8 protein-coding genes are annotated in these 14,494 nt (G+C 63.6%); 2 read left to right on the forward strand and 6 right to left on the reverse strand.

Annotated elements, in window-relative coordinates; all coding sequences use genetic code 11:
* Nucleotides 1–47 precede the first annotated feature (47 nt).
* Complete coding sequence (locus DSC91_RS25470; protein ID WP_115781404.1) at nt 48–1,757, forward strand: thiamine pyrophosphate-binding protein; 1,710 nt, start codon at nt 48–50, stop codon at nt 1,755–1,757.
* Nucleotides 1,758–1,898: 141 nt separating this feature from the next.
* Here DSC91_RS25470 and DSC91_RS25475 read toward each other — a convergent pair whose 3' ends face one another.
* From DSC91_RS25475 to hemE, 6 genes are all read right to left on the reverse strand, one after another.
* Nucleotides 1,899–3,047, reverse strand: a complete 1,149-nt coding sequence (locus tag DSC91_RS25475) for a branched-chain amino acid ABC transporter substrate-binding protein (RefSeq protein ID WP_115781405.1) — start codon at nt 3,045–3,047, stop codon at nt 1,899–1,901.
* 88 nt (nt 3,048–3,135) lie between these two features.
* Complete coding sequence (gene putA, locus DSC91_RS25480; protein ID WP_115781406.1) at nt 3,136–7,077, reverse strand: trifunctional transcriptional regulator/proline dehydrogenase/L-glutamate gamma-semialdehyde dehydrogenase; 3,942 nt, start codon at nt 7,075–7,077, stop codon at nt 3,136–3,138.
* 598 nt (nt 7,078–7,675) lie between these two features.
* Nucleotides 7,676–7,921: a hypothetical protein gene (locus DSC91_RS25485; protein ID WP_229758151.1), complete on the reverse strand. Its 246-nt coding sequence runs from the start codon at nt 7,919–7,921 to the stop codon at nt 7,676–7,678.
* Complete coding sequence (locus tag DSC91_RS25490; RefSeq protein WP_115783501.1) at nt 7,921–9,351, reverse strand: YeiH family protein; 1,431 nt, start codon at nt 9,349–9,351, stop codon at nt 7,921–7,923. Before DSC91_RS25490 ends, DSC91_RS25485 begins: the two co-directional genes overlap by 1 nt.
* Before the next feature lie 170 nt (nt 9,352–9,521).
* Entirely contained in the window at nt 9,522–11,768 is a 2,247-nt protein-coding gene (locus DSC91_RS25495; RefSeq protein ID WP_175171942.1) for a primosomal protein N', read from the reverse strand.
* Between the two features lie 464 nt (nt 11,769–12,232).
* A complete protein-coding gene (gene hemE / locus DSC91_RS25505) occupies nt 12,233–13,333 on the reverse strand; it encodes a uroporphyrinogen decarboxylase (RefSeq protein ID WP_115781408.1) in 1,101 nt (366 codons plus the stop codon).
* Nucleotides 13,334–13,551: 218 nt separating this feature from the next.
* Here hemE and DSC91_RS25510 point away from each other — a divergent pair, with 218 nt between their 5' ends.
* Nucleotides 13,552–14,343, forward strand: coding sequence for a transporter substrate-binding domain-containing protein (locus DSC91_RS25510; protein WP_115781409.1), 792 nt, complete (start codon nt 13,552–13,554; stop codon nt 14,341–14,343).
* Nucleotides 14,344–14,494 lie beyond the last annotated feature (151 nt).

The raw sequence follows: 14,494 nt of genomic DNA on the forward strand, positions 1-14,494 counted from the left end.
CACCGCCGCCCGTCGCCCCCATCGCAACGCCTGGAGACTCCATCGCAATGCCGCTCGCTTCTGAATCTTCTTCCGCCACCCAAACTACTGGCGCGCGTCTCGTCGTCGACGCCTTGCTCACGCATGGTGTCGAACGTGTTTTCTGCGTACCCGGCGAGAGCTTTCTCGCCGTGCTCGATTCGCTGCACGACGAAACCGACCGCATTCAGACCGTCGTGTGCCGGCACGAAGCGGCAGCGGCGAACATGGCCGAAGCCGTCGGCAAATTGACGGGTCGACCGGGCGTTGCGATCGTCACGCGCGGACCGGGCGCGACGCATGCATCGATCGGTGTGCATACCGCGTTTCAGGACTCCACGCCAATGATCCTGCTGATCGGCCAATGCGCGCGCGAGCATCTCGATCGCGAGGCTTTCCAGGAAATCGACTATCGGCGCATGTTCGGCCAGATGGCGAAATGGGTCGCGCAAATCGACGATCCGAAACGCATTCCCGAATATCTGAGCCATGCTTTTCACACGGCGACGTCGGGGCGTCCGGGACCGGTTGTGTTGTCGTTGCCGGAAGATGTGTTGAGCGACGCGTGCGACCTTGTTGCCGGCGCGCCCGCCTACAAGCGCGTGGCGGCGTCGCCGTCCGCAGCGCAGATGGGCGAGTTGCGTCGATTGCTGGAAGGCGCGCAACGGCCAATGGTCATCGCCGGCGGCAGCGGTTGGACGCCCGCGGCATGCGCCGACCTGCAACGCTTCGTCGAGAATTGGCAATTGCCGATTGGCCTCGCGTTCCGCTTTCAGGACACGCTCGACAACGAGCATCCGAACTATGCGGGTGATGTCGGCCTCGGTATCAATCCCGCGCTTGCTCAACGTATCCGCGATGCCGACCTGCTGCTCACGCTTGGACCGCGTTTGGGCGAAGCAACCACCAACGGCTATACGCTGCTCGATATTCCGAAGACAAAGCAAACGCTGGTGCACGTGCATCAAGGCGCTGAAGAACTCGGACGCGTCTATGCCGCGGATCTTCCAATCGTCTCCGGCATGCCGGAGCTGGCAGCGCAGCTTGCCGCGTTGAAGCCGTCTTCTGACACGCTCGCATGGAGCGGCACTGCGGAAGAAGCGCATCGCGCGTATCTCGACTGGCGCAAGCCACGCCCGATTCCCGGCGACGTGCAAATGGGCGAAGTCATCCAGCAGTTGCGCGCGCATCTACCGGAAGACGCGATCCTCACAAACGGTGCGGGCAACTATGCCACGTGGTTGCATCGCCATTTCTCGTACCGGCATTTCCGCTCGCAACTCGCGCCGACCAGTGGCGCGATGGGCTATGGGATACCCGCGGCAATTGCGGCAAAGTCGATGTATCCGCAGCGCGCGGTGGTCGCATTAGCCGGCGACGGCTGCTTCATGATGTCCGCGCAGGAACTCGCGACGGCGATGCAGTACGACCTGCATGTGATTTTCATCGTCGTGAACAACAGCCATTTCGGCACGATCCGGATGCATCAGGAACGGCATTATCCGAATCGCGTGCATGGCACCGGTCTCACGAATCCGGATTTTGCGGCGTTCGCGCGGTCGTTCGGCGCGCATGGCGAGACGGTGGAGCGGACCGAAGATTTTCTGCCGGCGTTGCAGCGTTCGATGGAAGCGAAACGCGCAGCGGTGATCGAGATTCGCATGCCGCAGGAGGCAAGCACGCCGGGCGCGACGCTGGAGCAGATTCGGCAGCAGGGAAGGAAGCTGCGCGGGGAGTGATGACGTTGCGTCGCGACTGCTACACATGACGAAGCACCAAAGAAAAAGCCCTGCGGTTCAAAACAGCCGCAGGGCTTTTTTGTGCAACGAGCGCCACGCCAAAACCGCGCGCGACACTCAATTGCTCATGCGAGAAACCGCTTACTTCCCGCCCACGCTTTGCAGCGTCGTCCACTTGCCGTCGACAACCTTGTACAGCGTGATGCCGCCGTTCTTCAGGTCGCCCTTGGTGTCGTATGCGAGGTTCGCTGCCGTCACTGCCGGCATCGAGGTCTTCGCGAGCAGCGGCAGGTACTTGGCCGGATCGGTCGAGTTAGCCTTCTTCATGGCGTCGAACATCGCCATCGCGCCGTCGTAGGCGTACGGCGAGTACGTTTGCACGTCTTCGTTGAAGCGCTTCTTGTACTTCGCGACGTAGTCCTTGCCGCCCGGCATTTCTTCCAGCGGCAGGCCGGCGAGCGATGCCACCGTGCCGTTCGCCGCGTCGCCCGCGATCTGAATAAAGGTCGGCGTGTGGACCATTTCGCCGCCCATCAGCGGCGCCTTGATGCCCAGTGCCTTCATCTGCTTGACCATCGGTGCCGCTTGCGAATCCGCGCCGCCGTAATAGATCATGTCCGGGTTGACCGACTTCAGCTTGGTCAGGATCGACTTGAAGTCGACAGCCTTGTCGTTCGTGTATTCACGATCGACGATCTGGCCGCCCGCAGCCTTCGCCGCCTTTTCGAACTGATCAGCCAGACCCTGGCCGTAAGCCGTGCGGTCGTCGACGATCGCGATCTTCTTCACACCGAGGGTCTTCACCGCGAACGTGCCGGCGACCGAACCTTGCTGCGTGTCGGACGTCATCATGCGGAACGTGGTCTTGAAGCCTTGCTGCGTGTACTCAGGCGCCGTAGCCATGGCGATTTCGGGGATGCCCGCGTTCGCGTAGATGCGCGAAGCCGGAATCGTCGTGCCCGAGTTGAAGTGGCCGAGCATGCCCTTGATGCCGTCATCCACCAGCTTTTGTGCAACGGTCGTGCCGGTGCGCGGGTCAGCCTGGTCGTCGGCCGCATCCAGCACGAAGCGAACCGGCTTGCCGCCGATCACCGGCTTGGTCGCGTTCATTTCTTCCACAGCCAGCGTAATGCCGTTCTGGAAGTCCTTGCCGTAGTGCGCCTGTGCGCCCGTCATCGGACCGGCAAAGCCGATCTTCACGTCTTCGGTCGATTGAGCGTTGGCCGTCCCCGCCAGCGACATTGCCGCAACCAGCGCTGCGCCTGCCAGCTGTTTCATTTTGTGTTGCATAGCTTCTCCTTGGTACCAGGTGTGGATGGAGCGGTTTTCGGGGTCGCCGTACCGCTTCCGTTTTATTGAGCAGATCGATGAGGTTCGCTCAACCGATCGTCATCAAATTCGCATTACCGCCTGCTGCTGCCGTGTTCACACTGACCGAGCGTTCCGTCAACAGACGTTCGAGCGCGTAGTCCTCGTCGCCGCTTTCCAGCGCGCGAGCCGCGACGCCCTGCACCGAGACGATCGGCCCTGCACGTTTCGCGACTTCCTTCACCAGCGCCAGCAGTTCGTCGCTATCGCCTTCGAACAGCACGGCGTCGAACGGCGTATCGGCGCTCTTCTTCACGCTTGCGTAAGACTTCAACGCGGCGGGCAACTGCGACACCAATTGTTCACCCGCCGCGCCTTCGAACAACGCGCGATTTCCCGTAGCCAGCGCCGCGGCGAACTGCACGCGTGCGCCGCTCGCCGTCGACGCGATGCACAGCACCGTGCCGCGCGCGCCCAGCGTATAGGTGTTGCGCTCGCCAGTCGGCCCAGACAATACCGCAGTTGCACCCGCCGGCACATGCGACAGATAACCGTCGCAGCGTGCGGCCAGTGCCGGCTGCCGTTCGCCGATCAGCCAGTCGCGCAGCGCCGTCAAGGCAGCGGACGGAGTGTCGCTGCGATTATCCCCGTTGGAACCGGCTTGCGGCGTATCCGCGATCAACGACTCCGCCAGCGACTTCGGCAACCCTGCCGGACGCGTGGCCAGCAGACGTTGCAGATACAACGCGCCACCCGCTTTCGGTCCCGTGCCCGACAAACCTTCGCCGCCGAACGGTTGAACCCCCACCACCGCGCCGATCACATTGCGGTTCACGTAGATGTTGCCGACATGCGCGCGGCTGATCACGTGCGCGATCGTTTCGTCGATTCGCGTGTGAATGCCGAGCGTCAGGCCGTAGCCGGTCGTGCGGATCTGTTCGAGCAGCTTGTCCAGCTGGCTGCGGCGGTAACGCACCACATGCAGCACCGGGCCGAACACTTCGCGCTTCAATTCGTCGATGCTGTCGAGTTCGATCAGCGTCGGCGGAACAAACGTGCCCGGTGCGCAGCCATCCGGCATCGGCAGTTGCTCGACCTTGCGGCCTTTCTCGCGCATCGCCGCGACGTGCGCGTCGATGCCGCGCTTCGCGTCGAGGTCGATCACCGGGCCGACGTCGATCGACAGACGGTCCGGATTGCCCACCGACAGTTCGCGCATCGCGCCCGTCAGCATTTCCAGCGTGCGGTCCGCCACATCTTCCTGCAGACAAAGAACGCGCAATGCGGAACACCGTTGACCGGCGGAATCGAACGACGACTGCAGCACGTCCGCGACCACCTGCTCAGCGAGCGCCGACGAATCGACGATCATCGCGTTCTGGCCGCCCGTTTCGGCGATCAGCGGAATCGGCTTGCCTTCGGGGTCGAGGCGGTTCGAGAGCGTCTTGTTGATCAGACGCGCAACTTCGGTCGAACCGGTGAACATCACCGCACGGGTGCGCGGATCGGCCACCAGCGCGGCGCCGACCGTTTCGCCGTCGCCCGGCAGCAGTTGCACCGCGCCCGCCGGCACGCCGGCTTCGCGCAGGATACGCACGGCCTGCGCGGCGATCAGCGGCGTTTGTTCGGCCGGCTTCGCGAGCACGGTATTACCTGCCGCCAAAGCCGCGGCCACCTGGCCCATGAAAATCGCCAGCGGGAAATTCCACGGGCTAATACAGACGACCGGACCGAGCGGGCGATGCGTGTCGTTGGAAAACTCGTTGCGGATCTGCGTCGAGTAGTAGCGCAGGAAGTCGATCGCTTCGCGGATTTCCGCAACCGCGTTCGCCAGCGACTTGCCCGCTTCACGCACCACGAGACCCATCAGCGTGTGCATCTGTGCTTCGAGCAGATCGGCGGCACGCGCGAGGCAATCGGCGCGGGCATCGACCGGCGTCGCTTGCCAGATCGGCGCGGCGGCGACCGCATGGGCCATGGCAGCGCTCACGTGTTCCGACGTCGCTTCGACGACCGTACCGACGAGGTCGCGATGATCGGCTGGGTTGCGCACATCGCGTGCGACGCCTACGGCGATCTCGTTGTCTTCGAGCATCGGTGTGGCGCGCCACGGATGATGCGCGCTCGCCAGCAATGCCGACGACAGCGACGCCAACCGATGTTCGTTCGACAGATCGAGGCCCATCGAGTTGAGACGCTCGGCGCCGAACAGATTGCGCGGCAGCGGGATTTTCGCGTGCGGAGCGCCGAGCGGGACGATCTTCGAGGCTTCGTCGACCGGGTCGGCGATCAGGTCCGGAATCGCGACGTTTTCATCGGCGATGCGATTCACGAACGACGTGTTCGCGCCGTTCTCCAACAGGCGGCGCACGAGGTAGGCGAGCAGCGTTTCATGGGTGCCGACCGGCGCATACACGCGGCACGGACGGTTCAGCTTGTCGCGGCCGGTGACTTCCTCATACAGCGGTTCACCCATGCCGTGCAGACATTGGAACTCGTACTGGCCGGGGTAGTAGTTATTGCCCGCGAGGTGATAGATCGCCGACAGCGTGTGCGCGTTGTGCGTGGCGAACTGCGGATAAACGGCGTCGGGCGCGCTCAACAACTTCTTGGCACAAGCGAGGTACGACACGTCCGTGTAGATCTTGCGCGTGTAGACCGGATAGCCTTCGAGGCCGTCCACTTGGGCACGCTTGATTTCGGTATCCCAGTACGCGCCCTTCACAAGGCGGACCATGATGCGGTGACGGCTGCGGCGCGCCAGATCGACGATGTACTCGATCACGAACGGGCAGCGTTTCTGATACGCCTGCACGACGAAACCGATGCCGTTCCAGCCGGCCAGTTCCGGGTCGAAGCACAGCGCCTCGAGCAGATCGAGCGAGATTTCGAGGCGGTCGGCTTCTTCAGCGTCGATGTTCAGGCCGATGTCGTAACGGCGCGCGAGGATCGCCAGCGAGCGCACACGCGGCAGCAGCTCGCTCATCGTGCGCTCCTGCTGCGAACGCGAATAGCGTGCGTGCAGTGCCGACAGCTTGATCGAGATGCCCGGGCCTTCGTAGATGCCGCGGCCGCCGGCAGCCTTGCCGATCGCGTGGATCGCCTGTTCGTACGACGCGTAGTAGCGCTGCGCGTCGGCTTCGGTGGTGGCCGCTTCGCCAAGCATGTCGTACGAGTAGCGGAAGCCGCGTGCTTCGTACTTGCGGCTATTGGCGAGCGCCTCGGAGATGTTCTCGCCGGTGACGAACTGCTCGCCCATCAGGCGCATCGCCATATCGACGCCCTTGCGGATCAGCGGCTCGCCGCCCTTGCCGATCAGGCGCGTGAGCGCCGACGACAGACCCGTTTCGCTATTGGTGGTCACCAGCTTGCCGGTGATCATCAAACCCCACGTCGCGGCGTTGACGAACAGCGACGGCGCCTGGCCGACGTGCGACTTCCAGTCGCCCTTGCTGATCTTGTCGCGGATCAGCGCGTCACGCGTGGCACGGTCTGGAATGCGCAGCAGCGCTTCGGCGAGGCACATCAGCGCCACGCCTTCCTGGCTCGACAGCGAGAATTCGTGAATCAGCCCTTCAACGCCACCACCCTTGCTCTTGGTGCGCAGCGTTTCGACCAGCTTGCCGGCCATGGCCTGCACGTCGCCCGCTAGATTGGCCGGCAGACGCGCCTGGCCAAGCAGGAACGGCACGCATTCCGGTTCGGGACGGCGATACGCGGCGGTGATCGCCGCGCGCAGCACCGATTGCGGTTGCACGTTCTGCGCGAATTCGAGGAACGGATGCGAGGCACCGTCTTCCTCGTGCTCCACGGCGGCGCCGTCAGCCAGATCGGCCGAGCCGATGTGGCCTGACAATTCCGGCGGCAATTGGCCATGCTCGATTTTTTCGAGGTACGCAAAGATGGCCTGCTTGATCAGCCAGTGCGGAGTGCGTTCGAGCCGGGTGGCGGCATCTTTCAGCCGGGAACGCAGGAGGTCGTCGACCTTGACGCCAAGGGTGGTGCTAGCCATGTTTCCTTCTTCGGATACCAGACGAATTCGCTGAGAAAGACTAAAAGTTGGGCGAATCGTACGCCTCCAAATAAAAAGGTGCAACCATGCGCCGCGCATGGTTGCACCTTCGTGGAAGCCTTATACGGCGGGGGTTTGCGCCGGATGGCGCCGGGCGCGGCAACGGCGGTTGCGCTCAGTACTTTCCCTGGCGTGATTATTTTCGCTTTTGCCCTTATCAGATTGCTCTGCGCGCCGTTATACAGAATATGGATGGTCGCGGCCGTTAGGCACGCACATAAAAACGGTACGGGGTTTTAGAGGACTGGTGAAATGGAAAAGTGGTTGGTGATACTGGGCATCTGGGTTATGTGCGCGACGTGCGCCGTGCTTTTCATCCGCGGCGCGACTCGCGGCCCGGGCAGACGCGAAGCGGAAGGACGGCAGGCGCGTCCGGCTTCGCGCGCATCGGCTGGCGATGCGCGGGCAGCAGCATTGAACGATTGAGAGGTTAAGCCCAGCGGCTAATGATCGACATCAAAACGCCGTTCCTCGACTGACACCGCAAAGTCAGTGCACGCCGCGTGGCTTACGCCTCGCGGCGAGGCAGGCGCACGCGTCAGTCCCGTGGAATGGGGTCGTACTGCGCGCAAGCGTCGTCGGGCGAAACGAGCTGGTCGTGCAGACAGCAAAGCCGGCTATCCGCCACACTTGCGCCAAACCCGGAACTGAACACAGCGAGACCCGGAATGCTCTGCTCCAGTGAATGCCGATCCTCGGCGCGATGCCGGCAGCTTGCGCAGCGCGCCGCGCACGCATCGAAGCGTGCGCGGACCGTGCCGGCGATGCGGACCGCCTCGCTCATCACGAGCCCTGTCCCAAGCTATTCCAGTACGGTGCGAACACGTGCGCGGACAGCGCGTAGCCGATGGCGATATTGACCGCGACACCTGCTGTGAAGGCCAGGAACGGCTTCAGGCCGGTGGCCGTCAGCGAGCGCAGGCGCGTGGTCAGCCCGATACTCAGGAAACAGAATGTGAACGCCCACGTGCGCAAGGCCGTGATCGGCGCGACGAATTCGGGCGTGACGACCTTGCGGTAGTCGACCAGCGAGTAATGGCTGGCGATCCACGTCACCAGCGCCGACGCGATCACGAAGCCGATCACGAATTTCGGAAAGCGCGCCCAGATCTCACCGACGTTGGCCGTCGCTTTGACGCCGCTGTCCTGCGATTCCCAGCGCGTCGTCGCGACGATTGCGAGCACGAACGCCCAGATGCCGATCCAGATATCGCGGCCGACCACCTTCATCAGTGTGAACGCCTGCAGCGACGCCTCGGGTGCACCGGCAATCGCGCCGCTCGCGTGCTTCGCGAAGTCGCCGTAGGCTTGCGCGGCGGCAATGCCCGCGGCGTCGGCGAATTCGGACGTGCCGATCCACGCGCCCGCGACCGCCGTCGAGAGTCCCAGCGAGCGTGACGCGAAGGGCAGTACGAAAATCATCACGATCGCCCACAAGACCACCAGCGTAATCGCGACCGAAGCCTGTTCGCGCTTGGCCCGCACCGCGCCGGCAATCGCAATCGCCGCCGACACGCCGCACACCGCGCCGCCCACGCCCAACACGGCGGCGAAACGCCGTTCGAGACCGAGCGCCTTGGCGGCAAAGAAGATCACGAAGAACGTCACGAGCGACACGATGGTCGCCTGCCCGACCGCGACCGGCCCCGCCCACACGAGCAGGGTGAACGGCAGTGTCGCGCCGAGCAACACGATCCCGACCTTGATATAAAACTCCACGCGCAATCCAGCGGAAAACCATTCGGGCAACGTAAACACGTTGGAAATCAGCAGGCCGATCGCCAGCGCCACCAACGGCGGCTCGAGGTTGTACTTCGACGCATTGACCCACGCGCCCAGCGTGAAGATCAGCGCCGACACGACGAACAGGATCAGGAACGAGCCCAGGAAAACGCCGACCCGTTGCTTCAACGCGGCGAGGCTCACGCCGAACAGCGCGGCGAACACGATGAACAGGGCGACATAATTCGGCAGATGCTTGCCGATGTCCTGCGCGGCCTGTCCGACGCTCGCCCATTTGGCCGGCGCCACCGCCAGCCACTTGATGCTGCTGCCCGAGGCGAACAGCGCCCACGCAATCACGATCACCAGCAGGCCGATCCAGACGGCCCACCAGTCTTCAGTGGAAAAGAGTCCGCCGCCGTGCGCGCTATGGCCACTGCGCGGTTCGCCGGGCGCCGCGCCGGTCGGCAACGTCTGGTTGGTGTCGCTCATCGCAAATGCCCCGAGGAAGTTGAGGTGCATCGGCGCGCGATTTTTGAGTTTTGCCTGAAGATGCGCCGATTCGGCGAAATATAGGCGAGCGGGGGCGCAAAACGAAACGACCATTCGCTCTATGAATATGACTCAAAGAAGTAATGCCGCGAAGCGCTCGGCAATGGGCGTCAGATGTCGAGCGGATCGACTTCGAGATTCCAGCGCAGCACGCCTTTCAGGCTCCGCAGCATCGGTTGCCATGCGCGCAAGGTGGCCTGCAACGCGGCCCGCGACGCACTTTCGATCAGCAATTGCGCCCGATGCACGTGCATCACCTTGACGATGGTGAGCGGCACGGCGTCATAGACCGTTACGCGCCCGGCGGCCGGGATCTCCGTCAGCGCGGCGGCGGCCTGCTGCAGGAAAGCGAGCGCGGCTTCGAGCGTGCGGCCTTCGGCGCGCAGCAAAGCCTGATAGGCGAACGGCGGCAGATGGGCGTCGCGCCGCTCGGCCAGTGTTGAATTGGCAAAACCGACGTAGTCGTGCCGCCCCAGCGCGTGATACAGCGCATGGCGCGGATAGCGCGTCTGCACCAGCACTTCACCCGGCAAACCGGCACGGCCCGCGCGGCCGCTCACTTGCATCAATTGCGCGAAGAGACGTTCGCTCGCACGGAAGTCGTGTGAAAACAGGGCGGTGTCGGCGTTCAGCACGCCCACCAGCGACACCCGCTGGAAGTCGTGGCCCTTCGCGATCATCTGCGTGCCGACGAGAATGTCGACTTCGCCGGCGTGGACATCGGAAAACAGCGCCTGCGCGCTGCCTTTGCGGCGCGTGCTGTCGGCGTCGATGCGCAGCACGCGGGCGCCGGGCACCGCGCTTGCCAGCGTTTCTTCGACACGTTGCGTGCCGCGGCCCATCGGCGCGATATCGACATTGCCGCACTCCGGGCACGAGCGCGGAATGCGCGATTCCCAACCGCAATGGTGGCAGCGTAGCGCGCGCTCGGGCTTGTGCAACACGACGTAGGCGCTGCAACGCGGACAACCGGCCACCCAGCCACAGGCGTCGCAGGCAAGCTGCGGCGCGTAACCGCGCCGATTCAGGAACACGAGACTTTGCTCGCCGCGCTCGAGCCGCGCCTTCATCGCCGCGATCAGCGGCCCGGACAAACCCTCCACCGAGGCTCGCCCGCGTCGCCGCTCCTCTTCCAGATCGATCAGCCTGACGGTCGGCAGGACGGCCTCGGCGACGGCACGGCGCGACAGCGTGAGACGCTTGTAGCGCCCCTGATCCGCCTGCCACCAGCTTTCCAGCGACGGCGTGGCCGAACCGAGCACAACCGGCAACCCGAGTTGCTTGGCGCGGTAGATCGCCAGATCGCGCGCCGAATAGCGCAAGCCTTCCTGCTGCTTGTAGGCCGGATCGTGTTCCTCGTCGACCACGATGATCGCCAGTTTCGGTAGCGACGCGAGCACCGCCAGCCGGGTGCCGAGCACGATGCGAGCTCGCCCGGTGTGGGCGGCGAACCAGTTGCGGGCGCGTTCGCCTTCCGCGAGACCGCTGTGCAGCGTGACGATCGAGGTGCCTTCGAGCGCGGCAAAGCGCGCACGGAAGGCCGACTCGAACTGCGGCGTCAGATTGATTTCCGGGACGAGGACGAGGGCTTGCGCGCCGGGCTTCGCCGCCAGAATCTCGGCCAGCGCGCGCAGATACACTTCGGTCTTGCCGCTGCCTGTCACGCCGTGCAGCAGGAACGGCGCGAAGCCGTTCGCGTCGCGGATCGCTTCGACCGCGCTCGCCTGTTCGTCGGTGAGGGTGGGCAGGACGGGTGCGGGCGTATCCGGCGATGCAGGGGTGGCGAGCGCCTCGGCGGCTTCGACCACCTCCAGCGCAACCCAGCCTTCAGCCTGCCAGGCGTCCAAGGTTGCGATGGCTTTGGGATGGAGCGCGCGAACGTCGGCGGCGATCAGAAATTCGGCTTCTGCCAAAGCCTGAGCAAGCTTGCGCAGCGCGCTTGCGCGCGCAGGCAAGGTGTTCGGCAATGCGGCGCGACCCTTTGCCGTCAAGCTGTAGCGTTCTTCCGGTGCGAACAGGCGCGACCAGCGCGAGGCGTCACGCAGGGCTTGCGGCAAAGCGGGCAGCGCCACTTCGCCGAGACCCCGTTGATAGTAGTCGGCAGCGAAGGCGGTCAAAGCCAGCCATTCGGCCGACACCGGCGGGCAGGCGGAACACACATGGTTGACCGCTCGCAGGCGATCGACGGGTACGTCACTGTGAGTGGTCACTTCGCATACGAGACCGACCACATGGCGCTTGCCGAACGGCACACTCACCAGCATGCCCGGCGCAACGCGCTCGGGCGTGTCGCAGCGGTAGTCGAATAAAGTCGGCAATGGATGATCCAACGCGACGCGGACGAACACTTCACTCACGCGGCGGTGTGGATCGGTTGAACGGATGCGACATGACGTCGCGTCACGCCGCACATGGCGCAAACGGCGAACTCATCGAAGTTAAAGTAAAACTTCAATTTCCGCGCTAAGTTTTGGATTCGGCTGAACAATTGCAATCGGTCCGCTTGCCTGTGGATAACTTTGTTGAGAACTTCGTTCGGATGGGCCAAGAACCGCGCTGGTGCGGCCTTCTGTGGGATTCCGCACATTTTGTCGCAAAGCCGTGAAACCCTTGCCAGACAAGGCTTAGATCAAATGCGCCTGCAATGTGCAAGGGCTGGGGCACGACGAAAGCTTCTACCGCGCCGCAGCGTGATCAATGTGTATAAGTCAAGTCTTGACTTTCGCAAGACCGCCATCGGACGGCCCGCCAACTAGTATTTTTCCCTTAGAGCGAGAGCCCACTTCGCTGCGTCGCAGCAAAAATGACAACGTTTTCGGCGTCAGACTGGTGCATGCGCGCCGCTGCGAATCGCGCGGCTATGACGATGCACTTCATCCACGAGTTCGGCGACATGCTCCGGCGGCGTGAACTGCGAAATGCCGTGGCCGAGATTGAAAACGTGGCCCGGATGATTACCGAAGCTGTCGAGCACGGCGCGTGCCTCCATGCGGATCGATGCCGGCGGCGCAAACAACACCGAAGGATCGATATTGCCTTGCAGGGCCACTTTGCTACCCACGCGCTCGCGCGCCTTGGCGAGGTTCACGGTCCAGTCGAGACCGACCGCGTCCACGCCGATCTCGGCGATCTCGTCGAGCCACAACCCGCCGCCCTTCGTGAAGGTGATCACCGGCACTTTTTCGCCGTCGTGATCGCGTTTCAACTGACTCACGACCTGCTGGATGTACTGCAGCGAGAAGCGTTGGTAGACGCCGTCCGCGAGCGCCCCGCCCCACGTGTCGAAAATCATCACCGCTTGCGCGCCGGCTTCGATCTGCGCATTCAGGTACGCCGCAACCGACTTCGCATTGACGTCGAGAATGCGGTGCATCAGGTCCGGGCGCGCGTAGAGCATCGACTTGACCGTGCGGAAGTCCGCCGAACCGCCGCCTTCGACCATGTAGCACGCAAGCGTCCAAGGGCTGCCTGAAAAACCGATCAGCGGCACGCGCTGACGGCCTTGCGCGTCGGTCAGCGCCGTGCGGATTTCGCGCACCGCGTCGGTCACGTAGCGCAGCGTGGCGTCGATATCGGGGACTGCGAGGCGCGCCACATCGTCTTCCGTGCGCACCGGCCGGGCGAATGTCGGCCCCTCGCCGGCCACGAATTCCAGACCCAGGCCCATGGCGTCCGGCACGGTCAGGATGTCCGAGAAGAGGATCGCGGCGTCGAGCGGGTAGCGCTCGAGCGGCTGCAGCGTGACTTCCGTTGCGTACGCCGGATTCTTCGCCAGACCGAGGAAACTGCCCGCGCGACCCCGCGTGGCGTTGTATTCCGGCAGGTAGCGGCCAGCCTGCCGCATCAGCCAGATCGGCGTGTAGTCGGTCGGCTGGCGCAGCAGCGCGCGCAGGAAAGTGTCGTTCAGGAGTTTATGGGCCACGTTGCGTACGACTGAAGGCAAAGGAGCATTTTACCGGACCCGGCTCGCCGCATCGCGCTTGATGCGGGCAATAACTGTGGCGGATCTGGCGTGCGGCCGGCTTTTTTGCCGCCTGGTGCGGCGCCGTGACTCAGCTGAACGGCCAATGTTCAAGCGCAGATTGCCGGGCTATCATCCGACGGCCTTACCAAACAATTACGCATAACCAAGGAACCTCGATGAACAAGGCAGCACTCGCACTGTTCGGCGTTTTGGCCAGTGTTTTGATGCACGCAGGCGCGGCCCAGGCGCAGACCGCCGCCGCTACGCCCTCGCGGCTCGACGAAATCCTCACGCGCGGCACGCTGCGCGCCTGCACGACCGGCGACTACAAGCCCTACTCGTTTTACAAGGCGGACGGCCAGTTCGAAGGCATCGACATCGAGATGACCGAGTCGCTCGCCAAATCGCTCGGCGTAAAGGCGGAATTCGTCAAGACGTCCTGGCCCAACCTGATGAACGACTTCGTTGCGAAATGCGACGTCGGCGTGGGCGGCGTTTCACCAACGCTCGAGCGCCAGAAGCGCGCGTTTTTCACGCAGGCGTACATGGTCGACGGCAAGACGCCGATTGTCCGGTGCGACGACGTCGACAAGTATCAGACCGTGGCGCAAATCGATCAGCCGGCAACCCGCGTGATCGTCAATCCGGGCGGCACCAACGAGCGTTTTGCCAAGCAGTATTTTCCGCATGCGAACCTGACCGTCTATCCGGACAACGTGACGATCTTCAAACAGATCCTCGCCGGCAAGGCCGATGTGATGGTGACGGACGCGTCGGAGACCCTGTTGCAACAGAAGCTGAATCCGGGCCTTTGCTCGGTGCATCCGGACAAACCCTTCCAGTACGGCGAGAAGGCCTGGCTGCTGCCGCGCGGTGATGTCGCCTTCCAGCAATACGTCGATCAGTGGTTGCACCTTGCGCGCGCCACAGGCGAATATCAGGCGATCTCGGATAAGTGGCTGAAGTAAGGCTGTGGGGTTCGGCCTGCGTCCCGCTCAATTGCAAAAGCAAGACCACTTGATCGATTAATAGGTCCGCATGGCCGACACAATCATGTAACCAGGCCCAAGGTGTTAAGCGAAACTCGAACAATGGGGGTTGAACACGGGTCCAACAGTT

The sequence above is a fragment of the Paraburkholderia caffeinilytica genome (genome assembly GCF_003368325.1).
GTDB classification, from domain to species: Bacteria; Pseudomonadota; Gammaproteobacteria; order Burkholderiales; family Burkholderiaceae; genus Paraburkholderia; species Paraburkholderia caffeinilytica.